This is a genomic window from Aquabacterium sp. OR-4 (assembly GCF_025290835.2).
Classification (GTDB): Bacteria; Pseudomonadota; Gammaproteobacteria; order Burkholderiales; family Burkholderiaceae_C; genus Pseudaquabacterium.
This window is the reverse complement of the sequence record NZ_JAOCQD020000002.1, coordinates 83,273-99,212: the sequence shown is the minus strand read 5'-3', so window position 1 is coordinate 99,212 and position 15,940 is coordinate 83,273. Positions and strand designations below refer to the sequence as shown.

Below are 15,940 nucleotides of genomic sequence, written 5' to 3'. Positions count from 1 at the left end.
AGACCGCTTTGACCCTGCCGCGCCATTGGGGCGTTATCGATGGGGGCCTGTCGGCGGCGACGGCGGCGGCAATGGGTCACTGTTTTCAGGCCGTCCGCGCGGGGCCCGGGTCGGCCTGCCGGTGTTGGCGGCGCAGTGGCGCTCCCTCAAACCGGGGGGTTCGGCTTGTGACCATCCCGAGCCGTTTGCAACCGCCGCTAGCGACTGGATACAAAACTCAGGCCCGTTGACGCCGGCATGCCGAGGCCGCTCGACACAATGCATTGGCTCACCCGGCCCGGCTGCTGCGGCATTGGCTTCGGAGTCTGTTGCGGTATCTGTGGCGGTGTCGGCTGCGTGCCGCGCACCCAGCCTGGATCCGGTGGTGGGCAACACAAGAACAAGCAGGAAGGGCGCGTTGCATGAGGATCAAGAAGCCGGCGTCGGCAGAGCGCAACGGGTCGCAGCACCGCGCACTGAACCAGCTCGACCAGGTGTCGCAGCTGCGCCATGGGCGGCTGCAGCGCGCGTTGGCGGCCTTGGCCGAACGCGAGCGCGTCTGGGCCGCCGCCATGGCCCGCCAGCAGCAGGATGAGCAGCTGCTGGCCGAGCAGAAGGCCCAGTGGCGCCAGCGCTGGCAGGCTTGGCGCGAGCAGGGTGGGGCCCTGGCCGTGGCCGCGCGCCTGCGCGGCCAGCGCGACGATCTGCAGGCGGTGGCCGAGCTGCTGGCGCAGCGCCATGCGGCCCTGCTGCAGCGCCAGGCCCAGCTGGCCCGTGAACGCGCCGACTGGACCCACCGCTGGCTCGCCGCCCAGGCGCTGGACAGCGAGCTGACGCGCCGCGGCGCGCAACTGCAACGCCAGGCCGATGCCGCCACCGAGCGCCGCCAGGACGAAGACGCCTTGCAGGCGCGCAACACCAGCAGCACCAGCAGCAGCGGCATCAGCAGCACCAGGCGTTGCGCACCGGGCCTCAGATCAGGCATCGGCCTGGCCGCTGACCTGGCACTGGCGGCCACGGGTGGGTCGGGCGCCCTGGGTCAGGCCGCGGGCGAACAGGTGGGCACATGCAGCGCCTGAGCCTGGGCGAGGCGGCGCTGGCCCTGCCCGCGGTCGACGCCCAGCCGCAGCCGGGCGCAGCACTGGGCGCTGCCGGCCTGCGGCAGGCCGAGGCCGCGCGCGCCTCGGCCGGGGCCCCGGCGGCCTGGCCCGATCTGCGGCGCGAGGCCGAGGTGCCGCGGCTGGCGCGCTGGCGTGCCGCCTGGGAGGCCGTGCCGGCCAACGCGCCACTGGTGGCCCAGCCGCGCAGCACGGCGCCCACGCCAGCGGGTGCCTGGCCGCTGCCGGCTGCGCTGCAGGCGCCCCAGCAGGCCCATCTCCAGGCCAATCTCCAAGTCGATCGCCAGGCCAATCACCAGGTCGATCACGAGGTCGACCGACAGGGCAACGAGCCGAGCCACCAGCACGACATTCAGCAGCTCAAGCAACAGGCCGCTCAGCCAGCCCTCGCAGCCGGCGCCATGCAGGCCACCGCCCTGCAGCCGCAGCCGCAGCCGCACAGCGTGCCGGCCGCGGCCGGCCAGGCGCCGGCGGCGCTTGAGGCCCGCCCGCTGGCCACGCTGCGCGGCGAGCATGCCAGCCGTCGTGCGCTGGCCGATGCCCATGGCCTGCCGGCCTGGGATGGCGCCGGGCCTCGGCACATGGCGCCTGAACTGGCCGGCCAGCCCGACCTGGCCACCGCCCAGGCCCAGGCCCAGGCCCAGGCCCAGGCCATGGCTCTTGCGGCCGGGCGTGCCCTGGCCGGCGAGCCGGCAGCCGGCAGCGCAGCCGCCGATGGCGCACCAGGCAGTGCGCAGACCGCAGCCAGCGTGCGCAGCGACGAGCTGCGCGAGCTGGTGCAAAGCTGCTGCGCGCGCCTGTGGGTGCAGGCCCCGGCGGCCGGTGCAGCGCAGGGCGTGATGCTGCAGCTGGACGGCTGGATGCGCGGCTGCAGCATCGAGCTGGTGCGTGGCCCGGGCGGCGTGTCGCTCACCTTGCGCGGCATGCCGGGCGAGCGCCGTGCCCGGCTGGCCGAGGGCCTGGCCGAGGTGGGCGAGGCCTTGGCGCAGTCGATGGGTTGCGCGGTGGTGCTGGCCGTGGACGATGCCGCCGGCGAGGGCGCGTGATGAGCCCGCTGGCACCTGCCCAAGACGCCGGCGCCGACGGCGCCACCTCCGACTGGCATTTCGAGTGGCTGGCGCCGCAGGCGGTGTTGCCGCATGCCGCGCTCACCGGCCGCATCGGCTGGCGCGGCATGAGTCTGGCCTTCGGGCTTGACGGCCTGGCCGGGCTGGACGGCCGCCTGTCGCCACCGGCCCTGGCCACCTTGCCCAAGCACCTGCAGGGCGTGGTGCTGGGGCACTTTGCCGAGCAGGTCTTGCGCGCCGTGCGGCGCCGGCTGGCTGCGGGCGTGGTGCTGCAGTCGATGCAGTGGTATCCCAAGGCCCAGCCCATGCCGGCCGGCTGGGCCTTTGGCGTGGGCGCGCCGGGGCTGGCGGCGCGCAGCATCGGTTGCCTGCAGGCGGTGGATGCGGCCGGTGAGCCCGACCCGCTGGCCCAGGCGCAATGGCTGGACGCCCTGGCGGCGGCCGGCGCCACCTTGCCACCCGAATACGCCACGTTGCTGGGCTGGCTGCAGCTGGGCTGGCTGCGCCTGTCGCCGCAGGAGTGGGACACCCTGGCCGAGGGCGACTGGGTCTGGCTGGACGAGGTGCCGATCACGCGCCACGGTGTGCGCGCGCAGTTCGTGCCTGAAGACTCGCGGCGTGCGCCCACGCCGCTGTGGCTGCGCCGCGATGCGATGGTGCCCGACGGCCCCGGCGAGGCACCCGCCGCACTGTGGGCGCCTGCGGCCTGTGCCGGGCGCGGCGGCGAAGCGGCGCATGCCCTGCCCGATGCCCAGGGCCTGTGCGCGCTGCCGCTGCGCAGCGCCGCGCTGGTGCTCGAGCGCCGCTGGCTGGGCCAGGCCGGCACCTCCGGCGCCCGGCCCGCGGCACTGCCGGCACCGCTGCCCGGCTCGCGCTGGGAGGTCTGGCGCGACGGCCGTCCCTGGTGCGAGGGCCGCCTGCAACTGCACGGCCGGCGCCTGGGCCTGCACATGACATGGGTGCCGCAAACGGCGGCGCCCCGGAAGACGGGTGATTCGAATGTTGGGCCAAGACCCCTTGCTGCTGATCCTGAGCCTGGGCCTGATCGGCATTGCGCCCTTTCTGGCGGTGATGGTGACCTCGTACGCCAAGCTGGTGGTGGTGTTCAGCCTGGTGCGCAATGCGCTGGGCCTGCAGCAGGTGCCGCCGAACATGGTGGTCAACGGCCTGGCGCTGGTGCTGTCGTTCTACGTGATGGCGCCGGTGGCCCACCAGATCAGCACGGGTCTGCCCACGCAGGCCGGGGCGCCGATCCGCAGCGAGCAGCTGATGCTTGCGGTGTCGCAGGCGCGTGAGCCGCTGCGCGGCTTTCTGGCCAAGCATGCCGACAAGCGCGAGAAGGAGTTCTTCACCCGCACCACGCGCAGCCTGTGGCCGCCCGAGCAGGCGGCGGCGGTCAAGCCCGACGACCTGCTGATCCTGGTGCCGGCCTTCACCGCCAGCGAGCTGACCGAGGCCTTCAAGATCGGCTTCCTGCTGTACCTGGGCTTCGTCATCGTCGACCTGGTGGTGGCCAATGTGCTCACCGCGCTGGGCATGATGATGTTCTCGCCCACGGTGATCTCCACGCCGCTGAAGCTGATGCTGTTCGTGATGGTGGACGGCTGGGCCAAGCTGATCCACGGCCTCGTGCTCACCTACCGCTGAACCGGGGCGCGCTGCATGGACACCGCCAGCCTCACCGCGTTTCTCAAGCAGGGCCTGATGCTGAGCCTGGTGCTGTCGCTGCCGGTGGTGATCGTCATCGCCGTGGTCGGCGTGGCGGTGGCCCTGGTGCAGGCCGTCACCCAGGTGCAGGAGCAGTCGGTGGGCTTTGGCATCAAGCTGATCGTGGGCGTGGGCCTGATCGCCAGCACCGCCTCCTGGGCCGGCGGCGAGCTGTACAACTTTGTCGACGCGATCTTCGCGGCGATTGCGCGCGGCTGAGCATGGCGCGGGCCGTGCCGGGGCGCTTGCAGCGATGAACCACGAGATCGCGGCCTCGGTGCTGCTGGCCGTGGCGGTGCTGGTGGCGCGGGTGGGCGTGGCGCTGTCGATGTTTCCGATGTTCGGCGGCAGCGCCTTGCCGGGCTCGGTGCGGGCCACCGTGGTGGCCGGCTTGTCGCTGTGCCTGCTGCCGGTGCTGGGCACCGAGGGCCTGCAGACCCTCGGCCGGCTCGATGGCATCGCGCTGGCGCTGCTGCTGGCCAAGGAGGTGGCGCTGGGCGTGGTGCTGGGCCTGGCCGGCAGCATGGTGTTCTGGGCCGTGCACGCGGCCGGCGCGGTGATCGAGAACCAGGCCGGGCTGAGCATGGCCGCCACCATCGACCCGCTGGCCGGCGAAGAAGACTCGATGCTGGGCGGCCTGCTGGTGCAGGTGCTCAGCGTGTTGTTCCTGGCCGCCGGCGGCCTGCTGTCGCTGCTGGCCGTGCTGTACGAGAGCTTTCGCGTGTGGCCGATCGCCACGCTGGGGCCCACGCTCGATCCGGCACTGTGGCTCAACGCCGCGCAGCAGATGATGCGCGCGCTGGGCGAGCTGGCGCTGCGCGTGGCCGCGCCCTTCGTGCTGCTGATGCTGATGGTGGAGTTCGGCCTCGGCCTGCTGGGGCGCTATGCGCCGCAGCTGCAGGTGTTCTTTCTGGCGCTGCCGGTCAAGGTGGCGCTGCTGGTGGTGCTGCTGATGCTTTATCTGGGCCTGATGGCCGACGGTGCCGCCAGCCTGCTGCTGCCCGACGTGGTGGGCGCGATGCGCCGCCTGTTCGTGCCGGAGCGCTGAGCCATGGCCGGTGATGCCCAGGGCGGTGCGCAGGAAAAGACCGAGCAGCCCACCCACAAGAAGCTGCGCGATGCGCGCCAGCGCGGTGATGTGTGGCAGAGCCGCGACCTCAGCGCCAGCGTGGCGGTGCTGGTGTTCACCGTGGTGGCGGTGGCCGGCGCGCGCCCGGCCGTGGCCTGGCTGCTGCAGCTGGTGGACACCGTGCTCACCGCCGCCACCGCGGCCGACACCGATGTGGGCGCACTGGCGCGCGGCCTGTTCGGTCTGCTGGCCTGGGTGACGGTGGCGGCCGCCGGCGCCGGCGCCCTGGTGGGGGCGCTGGCCAGCGGCCTGCAGGTGGGCGGCGTGGTGGCCTTCGACAAGGTCAAGCCCGATCTCAACCACCTCAACCCGATGGCCGGGCTCAAGCGCATCTTTGCCTGGCGCACGCTGATCGAGCTGCTGCGCCTGCTGATCAAGCTGGTGGCGGTGGCCGTGATGCTGTGGCTGCTGGCGCGTGCGCTGCTGCCGCTGCTGGCGCGCTCGCAGCACATGCCGCTGGCTGGCTGGCTGGCGCTGGGCGGGGCGCAGTTTCAGGCCCTGCTGGTGCTGTGCTGCGTGGTGTTCGGCATCGTCGCGCTGGCCGACGTGGCCTGGCAGCGCCACGACTACCTCAAGCGCCTGCGCATGAGCAAGGACGAGGTGATCCGCGAGTTCAAGGAGCGCGAGGGCGATCCCATCCTGCGTGGCCGGCGCAAGCAGCTGCACCACGAGATCGCCTTCAGCGACATGCTGCAGCGCGTGCGCAGCGCCTCGGTGGTGGTGGTCAACCCCACCCATGTGGCCGTGGCCCTGCACTACGACCGCGACGAGACCCCGCTGCCCATGGTGGTGGCCAAGGGCGAGGGCGAGGTGGCGCGCGCCATCCGCCGCGCCGCCGAGGAGGCCGGCGTGCCGATCTACCGCGACATCCCGCTGGCGCGCGCGCTGCAGGCCGACACGCCACTGGGCGATTACATCCCCGACGAGCTGATGCAGGCCGTGGCCGAAGTGCTGCGCTGGGTGCAGCGCATGAAGAACCAGGACGAGGGCCAGGGCCAGGAGCCGTACCGACCATGAACACCAAGCACAAGACCGAAGGCCCGTCTGCCGCCCTGCTGGGCAGCGGGCGCGACATGCTGCAGCTGGCCTCGGGCGGGCTGGGCCGCCACAGCGACCTGCTGCTGATCGGCCTGTTCGTGGCCATCATTGCGCTGATGGTGCTGCCGCTGCCGGCCTGGCTGCTGGACACGCTGATCGCCGCCAACCTGACGGCTGCGGTGGTGGTGCTGATCGTGGCCATGTACATCGGCTCGCCGCTGGGGCTGTCCACCTTTCCGGCGCTGCTGCTGTTCACCACGCTGTTCCGGCTGGCACTGAACATCGCCTCGACCCGGCAGATCCTGCTCACCGGCCATGCCGGCGACATCATCAAGACCTTCGGCCAGATGGTGGTGGGGGGCGACGTGATCGTTGGACTGGTGGTCTTTCTGATCATCGCGCTGGTGCAGTTCATCGTCATTGCCAAGGGCTCCGAGCGCATTGCCGAGGTCTCGGCCCGCTTCAGCCTGGACGCCATGCCCGGCAAGCAGATGAGCATCGATGCCGACCTGCGCGCCGGCCTGATCGCCAAGGACGAGGCCCGCGCCCGCCGCCATGCGCTGGAAAGCGAAAGCCAGCTCTACGGTGCGATGGACGGCGCGATGAAGTTCGTCAAGGGCGACGCGGTGGCGGCCATCATCATCGCCGCGGTCAACATCATTGGCGGCATCGCGGTGGGCATGCTGCGCAAGGACATGTCGCTCGACGCCGCCACGCGCCTGTACTCGGTGCTGGCGGTGGGCGATGCGATGGTGTCGCAGATCCCTTCGCTGCTGATGTCGGTGGCCGCCGGCGTGGTGGTCACCCGCGTGGCCGGCAAGGACGGCAAGAGCGGCAACCTGGCGCAAGACATCCTGGGCCAGGTGGCCGCCCACCCGCGCGGGCTGATGATCGCCGGCAGCGTGGTGGCGCTGATGGGCCTGGTGCCGGGCTTTCCGATGGCCCAGTTCGTGCTGCTGGGGGCGGCTGCCGGGGCGGGGGGCTGGTGGGCATCGCCGGCGCAGCAGCGCCGCCGCCAGGGCACGCAGGGCCAGCCGATGGCGGCCCTGGTGCGCGAAGGCAGCGACCAGGTGCAGCAGTGGGGCGAGGCGCCGGCGCAGGCCTGGGCCGCCGGCGTGGCGCTGCGCCTGGATGCCACCGTTTTCGAGCGCCTGGATGCGCGCCTGCTCGACGAGGCCGTGGGCACCGAGCGCCTGCGCCTGCAGCAGCAGCTGGGCCTGCCGTTTCCGGGCCTGATGCTGGTGCCGGCAACGCACGAGGCGCCGGCCGGCCAGCTGGTGTTCGAGGTGCACGGCGTGCCGGTGCTGAGCCTGGCCTTTGACAGCCTGGAGGCCGCCAACGACGGCCCCGAGGCCGCACTGGCCCAGGCCTTGCGCCAGGTGATCGAGGCGCGGGCATCGCGCTTCATGGGCGTGCAGGAGGCGCTGGTGCTGACCCAAATGCTCGAGGCCCAGATGCCCGAGCTGGAGCGCGAGCTGCGCCAGTGCACGCCGCTGCCGCGCCTGGCCGAGGTGGCCCGGCGCCTGCTGGACGAGGGCGTCTCGCTGCGCGACCTGCCGGGCCTGGCCCAGGCCCTGGTGGACCATGCGGCGCGCGAGAAGGACACCACCGCGCTGGTCGAGAAGGTGCGCCAGGCGCTGGGCGATCAGATCACCCACCAGCATGCCAATGCCAAGGGCGAGCTGGCGGCGCTGGTGCTGGCGCCCGAGCTGGAAGACCAGCTGGCCGCCGCGCTGCGCGCCAGCGTGCAGGGCAGCCACCTGGCCTTGCCGCATGCCGCGCGCGAGGGCCTGCTGCTGGCCATGGCCCAGGCCATGGCGCGGCGCCAGGTGCCGGGCCTGCGCACGGTGCTGCTGGTGCACACCGCCACGCTGCGGCCGGCGCTGCGGGTGCTGCTGCGCGACTCCAGCCTGGCCGACCGCGCCGTGCTGTGCGCCGGCGAGCTGCGCGCCAACCTCAACGTGCTGGTTGTCGACGAGATCGGGCCCGACAGCCTGGCCGCAGCCGCCGCCTGAGCGCCGGCCGGCCGCCCATCGCTGGATATAAAAGTAGGGCTATTGCAGCGGCATCGTGGGTGTTTCCCTGATTGAGGCGGCGATGGTCGGCAATTTAGTATGACTAATTGCCGAACCCCATCGAACGGAGACACACCATGAACATGCAACGCCGCGACCTGATCGCCGCCCTGGCTGCCGCCGGCCTGCCGCTGGGCGCGCTGGCCCAGGGCAAGCTCGTGCTGGGCTTTTCGCAGATCGGTGCCGAGTCGGAATGGCGCACCGCCAACACCGAATCGATCAAGTCGGCCGCCAAGGATGCCGGCATCGAGCTGAAGTTTGCCGATGCGCAGCAAAAGCAGGAGAACCAGATCAAGGCCATCCGCGCCTTCATTGCGCAGAAGGTCGACGTGATCGCCTTCTCGCCGGTGGTCGAGTCGGGTTTCGGGCCGGTGCTGCGCGAAGCCAAGGCGGCCAAGATCCCGGTGATCCTGACCGACCGTGCGGTCAACGAGAAGGACACCAGCCTGTGGGTCAGCTTCATGGGCTCCGACTTCGTCGAAGAAGGCCGCAAGGCCGGCCGCTGGCTGCTCGAGAACCACAAGGGCCAGGGCGACGTGGTCATCGTCGAGCTGCAGGGCACGGTGGGCTCGGCGCCGGCCATCGACCGCAAGAAGGGCTTTGAAGAGGTTCTCAAGGCCCAGCCGCGCTTCAAGGTCATCCGCTCGCAGACCGGCGACTTCACCCGTGCCAAGGGCAAGGAGGTGATGGAAGCCTTCTTGAAGGCCGAGGGCAAGAAGATCCAGGTGCTCTACGCGCACAACGACGACATGGCCATCGGCGCCATCCAGGCCATCGAGGAAGCCGGCATGAAGCCCGGCAAGGACATCACCATCATCTCGATCGACGCGGTCAAGGGCGCCTTCGAGGCCATGATCGCCGGCAAGCTGAATGTCAGCGTCGAGTGCAGCCCGCTGCTGGGCCCGCAGTTGATGGCCGCGGTGAAGGACCTGAAGGCCGGCAAGACCCTGCCCAAGCGCATCGTCACCGAGGAAGGCATCTTCCCGATGGAGGTGGCGGCCAAGGAGTTTCCCAAGCGCAAGTATTGATCCCGGCGCAGGCTGACCCCGGCACTGGCTGATCCCGGCACTTGAACTCCGACCTGGTTCTCGAGGCGCGCGGCCTCTCGCGTGCCTTCACCGGCGTGCAGGCGCTGCAGGGGGTCGACCTGTGCCTGCGGGCCGGCGAGGTGCATGCGCTGATGGGGCAGAACGGCGCGGGCAAGTCCACGCTGATCAAGCTGCTCACCGGCGTGCTGGTGCCCGATGCCGGCGTGCTGCGGCTGGCCGGCCAGGCGGTCTCGCCGCGCCATCCGGCCGATGCGCAGCGCCTGGGCATCAGCACCGTGTACCAGGAGGTCAACCTCTGCCCGAACCTCTCGGTGGCCGAGAACATCTTTGCCGGGCGCGCGCCGCGGCATGGCGCGGCCGGGCTGTGGTGCATCCGCCGCCGGCGCATGCGCGCCGATGCCCGCGCGCTGCTGGCCCGGCTGAACCTGGCCGACATCGATGTGGACCAGCCGCTCGACAGCTTTCCGGTGGCGGTGCAGCAGATGGTGGCCATCGCCCGCGCTTTGGCGGTGCAGGCGCGGGTGCTGATCCTCGACGAACCCACCTCCAGCCTCGACGAGGGCGAGGTGGCACGGCTGTTTGCGCTGCTGCGCCGGCTGCGCAGCGAAGGCCTGGCGATCCTGTTCGTGACCCATTTTCTCGATCAGGTGTATGCGCTGTGTGACCGCATCACCGTGCTGCGCAATGGCCGCTGGGTGGGCGAGTACACGCCGGCCGCGCTGCCGGCGGCGGCCCTGATCCGCGCCATGGTCGGCCGCGACCTGGCCACGCAGGCGCAGCGTGCCGCTGTGGCCGGGGCCGGCGGCCCGGCCGGGCCCGAGCCCGCGCCCGCGCCGCTGCTGGCCGCCCACGGCCTGGGCCGGCGCGGCACGCTGCAGCCGGTGTCGCTGCAGCTGCGCGCGGGCGAGGTGCTGGGCGTGGCCGGGCTGCTGGGCTCGGGCCGCACCGAGCTGGCACGCCTGCTGTTCGGGCTGGACCGGGCCGACAGCGGCACGCTGGCGGTGCGCGGCCAGCCGCTGCGGCTGGAGCAGCCGCTGCAGGCCATTCGCGCCGGCCTGGCGCTGTGCCCCGAGGAGCGCAAGCTCGAAGGCATCGTCGGCGAGCTGTCGGTGCGCGAGAACATCATCCTGGCGCTGCAGGCCCGCCAGGGCCTGGCCCGGCATGTGCCGCTGGCCCGGCAGGCCGAGCTGGCGCAGCAGTTCGTGGCGGCGCTGGGCATCAAGACCGCCGACATCGAAACCCCGGTGGCGCTGCTGTCGGGCGGCAACCAGCAGAAGGTGGTGCTGGCGCGCTGGCTGCTCACCGAACCGGCCCTGCTGATGCTGGATGAACCCACCCGCGGCATCGACGTGGCCGCCAAGCAGGATGTGATGAACGAGGTGCTCCGGCTGGCCCAGGCCGGCATGGCCGTGCTGTTCATCTCGTCCGAGCTGGACGAGGTGCTGCGCCTGGCCGATCGCACCCTGGTGCTGCGCAACCGCGCGCTGGTGGGCGAGCTGCCCGCCGGCAGCAGCGAGCAGGCGGTGGTCGACGTGATCGCAGCCGCATGAGCGCCGACCTGGGCGCTGACAAGGCCCCGGGCACGCGTGCCAGCGCGAAACCCGCCCGCCATCCGCTGCTGTGGCCGCTGCTCACGCTGGCGCTGCTGCTGGCGGTGAACGCGGCCTTCAACCCCGGCTTTCTGCAGCTGCAGTGGCGCGATGGCCACCTGTACGGCAGCCTGATCGACATCCTCAACCGCGCCGCACCGCTGGCCGTGGTGGCGCTGGGCATGACGCTGGTGATCGCCACCCGCGGCATCGACATCTCGGTGGGCGCGGTGGTGGCCATGTCGGCGGCCGTGGCGGCGCTGATGGTGGGCGGTGAGCTGGTCATCCGCGACGGCGTGCAAAGCCATGTCAGCCGCTTTCCGATGCCGCTGGCGCTGGCCGCGGCGCTGGCCGTGGCCACGCTGTGCGGGCTGTGGAACGGGCTGCTGGTGGCGCGTGTGGGCATGCAGCCGATCATTGCCACGCTGATCCTGATGGTGGCCGGGCGCGGCATCGCGCAGCTGCTCACCGGGGGCCAGATCATCACCATCTACTACGCGCCGTACTTCTACCTGGGCAGCGGCCACCTGCTGGGCCTGCCGTTTGCGGTGTTCGTGGCCGGCGCGGTGTGGCTGCTGCTGCACCTGGCCATGACACGCAGTGCGCTGGGCCTGTTTGTGCAGGCCATCGGCATCAACCCGGCGGCGGCGCGCGTGGCCGGCCTGCCGCAGCGCGCCATCACGCTGTGGGCCTATGTGTTCTGCGGCTTTGCCGCCGGCGTGGCCGGCCTGCTGATCAGCGCCAACGTCAAGAGCGCCGACGGCAACAACGCCGGCCTGCTGATGGAGCTGGATGCCATCCTGGCCGTCACGCTGGGCGGCAGCCTGCTCAGCGGCGGGCGCTTCAGCCTGGCCGGCAGCGTGCTTGGCGCGCTGATCATCCAGACCCTCACCGCCACCATCTACGCCATCGGCGTGCCGCCCGAGGTCAACATGGTGGTCAAGGCGGCGGTGGTGTTCGTGGTGATGCTGCTGCAGTCGGCCGAGTTTCGCGCCTGGCTGGGCCGCGTAGCGGTGCGCCGGGGTGGGCCATGAAGGCCACCTTGCCTGAGCCGGCGCACACCGGGTCGCAAACCGGGCCGCACACCGCGCCGCACGCCGCGGCCAAGGCCTGGAGGCCGGCCGCGCGCCACCTGCCGGTGCTGGGCGCCATGCTGGTGTTTGCGCTGGCCTCGGGGGGCGGCAGCCTGGCCTACGACGGCTTCTTGTCGCCGCAGGTGTTTCTGAACCTGCTGATCGACAACGCCTTTCTGCTGATCGTGGCGGTGGGCATGAGCTTCGTGATCCTGACCGGCGGCATCGACCTGTCGGTGGGCTCGGTATTGGCCTTCAGCACCATGCTGCTGGCCGCGCTGGTGGAGCGGGCGCAGTGGCCACCGGCGCTGGCCATCGCCGTGGTGCTGGTGGCCGGCAGTGCCTTTGGTGCGCTGATGGGCTGGCTGATCGCGCGCTTTCGGCTGCAGCCCTTCATCGTCACGCTGGCCGGCATGTTTCTGGCACGGGGGGCCTGCTACCTGATCAGCATCGATTCGATCAGCATCACCCACGAAGCCTATGGCGAGCTGGCGCAGTGGCGGCTGCCGCTGGGCGAGTCGGCCTCGCTGAGTCTGGGCGCGCTGCTGGCGCTGCTGGTGCTGGCCTGGGGCCTGTGGCTGGCCCATGGACGGCCGTTCGGGCGCACGGTGTTCGCCATCGGCGGCAGCGAAACCTCGGCCCTGCTGATGGGCCTGCCGGTGGCACGCACCACGGTGGCGGTGTATGCGCTCAGCGGCCTGTGCGCGGCGCTGGCGGGCGTGGTGTTCAGCCTGTACATGCTGTCGGGCTACGGCCTGCACGGGCTGGGGCTCGAGCTCGATGCGATTGCCGCGGTGGTGATCGGCGGCACCTTGCTCAGCGGCGGCCGCGGCCACTTGCTGGGCACGCTGTTCGGGGTGCTGGTGCTGGGCGTGATCCAGACCCTGATCAGCTTCGACGGCAGCCTCAGCTCGTGGTGGACGCGCATTGCCATTGGCGCCTTGCTGCTGGCCGCCTGCCTGCTGCAGCGGCTGTTCGAGCTGCGCCGGCGCTGACGGCTCTAGCGGCGCTAACGGCGCGCGGCTGCGGCATTGCGCGGCCCGCCGTGCTGCCGGCCGGGTGGCCTGGTGGCCGATTGGCGGGTTGGCCGATTGGCCGATTGGCCGCTTGGCCGGTTCGCCGTCCGTGAATTGTTTCTGTCGGCGAATGACTGCTCGCCCTGTTGCACCCGGGCCGGTGGCGCCGCTGGGGCTGCGTAGCATCTTCTGTGGCCAGTGTGGCCAAGCACAAGCAACAGGGAGTCCACTCAATGAACATCGTTCGCCGTCACGTCTCCATCCTCTTGCTGGCCGCCGCCGCGCTGGCCTCGGGCTGCGCCTCGCTGCCGTCACCCGAGGTGATGAAAAAGGAGATCGCCAGCTTCCAGCTGCCCAAGCTGCCCGAGGAAGGGCAGGCCATCGTCTACGTGGTGCGCCCATCGCCCCTGGGCACGCTGGTGCGCTTCAACGTCTTTCTCGACGACCAGGAAGCCAGCTCGGAGATGGGCTACACCCGCGGCAGCCAGTACATCTACTTCAACCTGAAGCCGGGTGACCACAAGATCTATTCCAAGGCCGAGAACTGGGCCGAGAGCCTGGTGTCGGTGAAGGCCGGCGAGGTGATCTTCATCCAGCAGGACACCACCATGGGCGTGGTGATGGCGCGCAACGCGCTGCAGCAGCTGGAAGAGGTGACCGGCAAGTACCAGGTCAAGATGGCCACCGTGGGCACCATCCTGAAGACCGACAAGTAGCCGCTCGCCAGCCGGCCGCCTGTCAGCCCGGCACGATGCCGGTGGCGGTGAGCCGCACCACGCGGTCGGCGCGCGCCGCGGCACTGGCCGAGTGCGTGACCAGCAGGCAGGCCGTGCCGCTGGCGCGCACCTGGGCCTGCAGCAGGTCGATCATCTTCTCGGCGGTGGCCGGGTCGAGGTTGCCGGTGGGTTCGTCGGCCAGGATCAGGCGCGGCGCGTGCACCAGCGCGCGCGCCAGGGCCACGCGCTGCAACTGCCCGCCCGACAGCTGCGCCGGGCTGCGCGCGCCCAGCGCGGCCAGGCCCACCGCGGCCAGCATGGCCTGCACCGTGGCTGCATCGGCCGCGCCGTGGCGGCCCAGCAGGCGCAGCGGCAGGCCCACGTTCTCGGCCACGCTCAGGTGCGGCAGCAGGTGGAAGGCCTGGAACACGAAGCCCAGGTGCTCGCGGCGCAGCCGCGCGCGCTCGGGCTCGGCCAGGCGGCGCACGGCCTGGCCGGCCAGCAGGATCTCGCCGCCATCCACCTCGTCGAGCCCGGCAATACAGTTGAGCAGCGTGCTCTTGCCCACGCCCGATTCGCCCAGCATGGCCACGAACTCGCCCGGCGCCAGCGCCAGCGACACCTGCTCGAACACCGCCGTATCGGCGTACGCCTTGCGCAGGCCGCTCAGTTGCAGCACCGGGTCGCGCGGGTTCATGCGGCGGTGGCGCCAGCCGGGTTGCCGGGCAGGGCGCTGCGCGCCAGCCAGTCGCGCCGTAGCAGGCCGTAGAGCGCCGAGTCGCTTACTTCACCAGCCACGCACCAGCGCTCGCGCAGCAGGCCCTCGCGCTGGAAACCCAGCGCCTCGAGCGTGCGGGCCGAGGGCGTGTTGCGCGGGTCGATGTCGGCCTCGATGCGGCGCAGGCCGAAGTCGTCGAAACCGTGGCCGATCAGCAGTGCCAGGGCCTCGCGCATCAGGCCGCGGCCCCAGGCGGCAGGGGCCAGCGCGTAGCCGATCTCGGCGCGGCCCTGGTCGGCGTCCAGATCGAACAGCGTGCAGGCGCCCAGCAGCGTGTCGGGTCGCTCGCGCCGCGCGATGGCCAGGCGCAGGTGCAGGCCCAGCGCATGGGCCTGCGTGTCGGCGTGCAGGCGGTCGAGCGCCTGCTGCGGATCGGTCCAGGGCGGCGTGCTCCAGTAGCGCATCACCTGCGCATCGGCATGCAGCGCAAACAGCGCGGGCGCGTCGGCCGGCGTCATCGGCCGCAGCAGCACACGCGGGCCAGCCAGTGTGGGCAGCTGCATCGGCAGGGGGATGGGCATGCGTGTTGGGCGGTGGGTGGAGCGGCGCTGTTGTCCGCGGTGTTGTTCGCGTTCAAGGCGGGCGGTGAAGCCGGCAGCGGCAGTATCCGCTGCGGGCTCAGCCGCGCTCGATCATGCCGGCCAGCGCCGCCAGGCCGCGGGCCGTGGCATCGGGGGCGTCGCAGGGCACGCTGCTGTGCGGCATGCCGCGCAGCCAGGTGAGCTGGCGCTTGGCCAGCTGGCGCGTGGCCGCCACGCCGGTGTCGCGCAGCGCCTGCCAGCCGGCGCTGCCGGGTTGCAGCGTCTCGCCAAACTGGTCCAAGGCGGTCCAGGCCTGGCGGTAACCCACGCAGCGCATCGCGGGCAGGGCCGGGTGCAGATCGCCGCGCGCGCGCAGCTGGCGCAGCTCGGCCAGCAGGCCGCCGGCCAGCATGGCGTCAAAGCGCTCGGCAATGCGCTGGTGCAGCCAGGCGCGTTGCTGCGGCTCGAGGGCCAGCAGCGGCAGCGCCAGGCCCTGCACCGACTGCCGGCCATGGAAGGCCGAGATCGGCTCGCCGCTGATCTGCCAGACCTCCAGCGCGCGCTGGATGCGCTGTGCATCGTTGGGCGTCAGGCGCGCCGCGGTGGCCGGGTCGACCTGCGCCAGCTCGGCATGCAGGGCCGGCCAGCCGAGGCTGGCGGCGCGGGCGTCGATGGCGGCGCGCACGGCCGGATCGGCCGCCGGCATGGCGTCAATGCCGTTAATCACCGCCTTGAAGTACAGCATGGTGCCGCCCACCAACAGGGCCAGCCGGCCGCGGGCGTTGATCTCGGCAATCAGCCGCCGCGCATCGGCCACGAACTGCGCCGCCGAGTAGGCCTCGGTGGGTTCGCGGATGTCGATCAGGTGGTGCGGCACGGCGGCCAGCTCGGCCGCGCTGGGCTTGGCCGTGCCGATGTCCATGCCGCGGTAGACCAGGGCCGAATCGACACTGACGATCTCCAGCGGCCAGCGCGCGGCGGCCGCCAGCGCCAGCGCGCTCTTGCCGCTGGCCGTGGGGCCAGCCAGGCCGATGGCCTTGAGCATGTCACTGCTCCCCATGCAAAGCAGCACGCCGATGGCATGC

The 15,940-nt window shown here is 71.7% G+C and carries 15 protein-coding genes; 12 read left to right on the top strand and 3 right to left on the bottom strand.

Annotation, left to right across the window (positions count from 1 at the left end; all coding sequences use genetic code 11):
• Positions 1 to 401: 401 nt before the first annotated feature.
• The 12 genes from N4G63_RS12660 (at position 402) to N4G63_RS12605 (ending at position 13,556) form a co-directional block, all read left to right on the top strand.
• Complete coding sequence (locus tag N4G63_RS12660; protein ID WP_260785837.1) at positions 402 to 1,058, top strand: hypothetical protein; 657 nt, start codon at positions 402 to 404, stop codon at positions 1,056 to 1,058.
• Positions 1,046 to 2,143: a hypothetical protein gene (locus N4G63_RS12655; protein ID WP_260785836.1), complete on the top strand. Its 1,098-nt coding sequence runs from the start codon at positions 1,046 to 1,048 to the stop codon at positions 2,141 to 2,143. The genes N4G63_RS12660 and N4G63_RS12655 overlap by 13 nt, the downstream gene beginning before the upstream one ends.
• Before the next feature lie 1,020 nt (positions 2,144 to 3,163).
• Entirely contained in the window at positions 3,164 to 3,811 is a 648-nt protein-coding gene (gene sctR / locus N4G63_RS12650) for a type III secretion system export apparatus subunit SctR (RefSeq protein WP_314599761.1), read from the top strand.
• A gap of 15 nt (positions 3,812 to 3,826) precedes the next feature.
• On the top strand, positions 3,827 to 4,090 hold the full coding sequence (gene sctS / locus N4G63_RS12645) for a type III secretion system export apparatus subunit SctS (RefSeq protein WP_260785834.1): 264 nt from the start codon (positions 3,827 to 3,829) through the stop codon (positions 4,088 to 4,090).
• A 34-nt stretch (positions 4,091 to 4,124) separates the two neighbouring features.
• Positions 4,125 to 4,919, top strand: a complete 795-nt coding sequence (gene sctT, locus N4G63_RS12640) for a type III secretion system export apparatus subunit SctT (RefSeq protein ID WP_260785833.1) — start codon at positions 4,125 to 4,127, stop codon at positions 4,917 to 4,919.
• A gap of 3 nt (positions 4,920 to 4,922) precedes the next feature.
• Entirely contained in the window at positions 4,923 to 6,017 is a 1,095-nt protein-coding gene (gene sctU / locus N4G63_RS12635; RefSeq protein ID WP_260785832.1) for a type III secretion system export apparatus subunit SctU, read from the top strand.
• Positions 6,014 to 8,053: an FHIPEP family type III secretion protein gene (locus tag N4G63_RS12630; protein WP_314599760.1), complete on the top strand. Its 2,040-nt coding sequence runs from the start codon at positions 6,014 to 6,016 to the stop codon at positions 8,051 to 8,053. Before sctU ends, N4G63_RS12630 begins: the two co-directional genes overlap by 4 nt.
• Positions 8,054 to 8,190: 137 nt before the next feature.
• Positions 8,191 to 9,141, top strand: a complete 951-nt coding sequence (locus N4G63_RS12625; RefSeq protein WP_260785831.1) for an ABC transporter substrate-binding protein — start codon at positions 8,191 to 8,193, stop codon at positions 9,139 to 9,141.
• 41 nt (positions 9,142 to 9,182) lie between these two features.
• Complete coding sequence (locus N4G63_RS12620) at positions 9,183 to 10,712, top strand: sugar ABC transporter ATP-binding protein (protein ID WP_260785830.1); 1,530 nt, start codon at positions 9,183 to 9,185, stop codon at positions 10,710 to 10,712.
• Positions 10,709 to 11,785, top strand: a complete 1,077-nt coding sequence (locus tag N4G63_RS12615) for an ABC transporter permease (RefSeq protein WP_260785829.1) — start codon at positions 10,709 to 10,711, stop codon at positions 11,783 to 11,785. The genes N4G63_RS12620 and N4G63_RS12615 overlap by 4 nt, the downstream gene beginning before the upstream one ends.
• Positions 11,782 to 12,819, top strand: coding sequence for a galactofuranose ABC transporter, permease protein YjfF (gene yjfF / locus N4G63_RS12610; RefSeq protein ID WP_260785828.1), 1,038 nt, complete (start codon positions 11,782 to 11,784; stop codon positions 12,817 to 12,819). Before N4G63_RS12615 ends, yjfF begins: the two co-directional genes overlap by 4 nt.
• Before the next feature lie 254 nt (positions 12,820 to 13,073).
• Positions 13,074 to 13,556 (top strand): DUF2846 domain-containing protein, encoded by a 483-nt coding sequence (locus tag N4G63_RS12605; RefSeq protein WP_260785827.1) that lies wholly within the window; start codon positions 13,074 to 13,076, stop codon positions 13,554 to 13,556.
• Positions 13,557 to 13,578: 22 nt separating this feature from the next.
• Here the strand turns inward: N4G63_RS12605 and N4G63_RS12600 are convergent, their stop codons facing one another.
• The 3 genes from N4G63_RS12600 to miaA all read right to left on the bottom strand — a co-directional run bounded on the left by N4G63_RS12600 (position 13,579) and on the right by miaA (position 15,900).
• Positions 13,579 to 14,253, bottom strand: a complete 675-nt coding sequence (locus N4G63_RS12600; RefSeq protein WP_260785826.1) for an ABC transporter ATP-binding protein — start codon at positions 14,251 to 14,253, stop codon at positions 13,579 to 13,581.
• Complete coding sequence (locus N4G63_RS12595) at positions 14,250 to 14,855, bottom strand: GNAT family N-acetyltransferase (RefSeq protein ID WP_260785825.1); 606 nt, start codon at positions 14,853 to 14,855, stop codon at positions 14,250 to 14,252. The genes N4G63_RS12600 and N4G63_RS12595 overlap by 4 nt, the downstream gene beginning before the upstream one ends.
• Positions 14,856 to 14,952: 97 nt before the next feature.
• Positions 14,953 to 15,900, bottom strand: coding sequence for a tRNA (adenosine(37)-N6)-dimethylallyltransferase MiaA (gene miaA, locus N4G63_RS12590; RefSeq protein WP_314599759.1), 948 nt, complete (start codon positions 15,898 to 15,900; stop codon positions 14,953 to 14,955).
• Positions 15,901 to 15,940 lie beyond the last annotated feature (40 nt).

Excerpts from the sequence above, each read along its gene's own strand:
- sctR (WP_314599761.1), top strand. The coding sequence starts at position 3,164 with ATGTTGGGCCAAGACCCCTTGCTGCTGATCCTGAGCCTGGGCCTGATC.
- sctS (WP_260785834.1), top strand. The coding sequence starts at position 3,827 with ATGGACACCGCCAGCCTCACCGCGTTTCTCAAGCAGGGCCTGATGCTG.
- N4G63_RS12615 (WP_260785829.1), top strand. The coding sequence starts at position 10,709 with ATGAGCGCCGACCTGGGCGCTGACAAGGCCCCGGGCACGCGTGCCAGC.
- yjfF (WP_260785828.1), top strand. The coding sequence starts at position 11,782 with ATGAAGGCCACCTTGCCTGAGCCGGCGCACACCGGGTCGCAAACCGGG.
- N4G63_RS12630 (WP_314599760.1), top strand. The coding sequence starts at position 6,014 with ATGAACACCAAGCACAAGACCGAAGGCCCGTCTGCCGCCCTGCTGGGC.
- sctT (WP_260785833.1), top strand. The coding sequence starts at position 4,125 with ATGAACCACGAGATCGCGGCCTCGGTGCTGCTGGCCGTGGCGGTGCTG.
- miaA (WP_314599759.1), bottom strand. The coding sequence starts at position 15,900 with ATGCTCAAGGCCATCGGCCTGGCTGGCCCCACGGCCAGCGGCAAGAGC.
- N4G63_RS12595 (WP_260785825.1), bottom strand. The coding sequence starts at position 14,855 with ATGCCCATCCCCCTGCCGATGCAGCTGCCCACACTGGCTGGCCCGCGT.
- N4G63_RS12625 (WP_260785831.1), top strand. The coding sequence starts at position 8,191 with ATGAACATGCAACGCCGCGACCTGATCGCCGCCCTGGCTGCCGCCGGC.
- N4G63_RS12655 (WP_260785836.1), top strand. The coding sequence starts at position 1,046 with ATGCAGCGCCTGAGCCTGGGCGAGGCGGCGCTGGCCCTGCCCGCGGTC.
- N4G63_RS12660 (WP_260785837.1), top strand. The coding sequence starts at position 402 with ATGAGGATCAAGAAGCCGGCGTCGGCAGAGCGCAACGGGTCGCAGCAC.
- N4G63_RS12605 (WP_260785827.1), top strand. The coding sequence starts at position 13,074 with ATGAACATCGTTCGCCGTCACGTCTCCATCCTCTTGCTGGCCGCCGCC.
- sctU (WP_260785832.1), top strand. The coding sequence starts at position 4,923 with ATGGCCGGTGATGCCCAGGGCGGTGCGCAGGAAAAGACCGAGCAGCCC.
- N4G63_RS12600 (WP_260785826.1), bottom strand. The coding sequence starts at position 14,253 with ATGAACCCGCGCGACCCGGTGCTGCAACTGAGCGGCCTGCGCAAGGCG.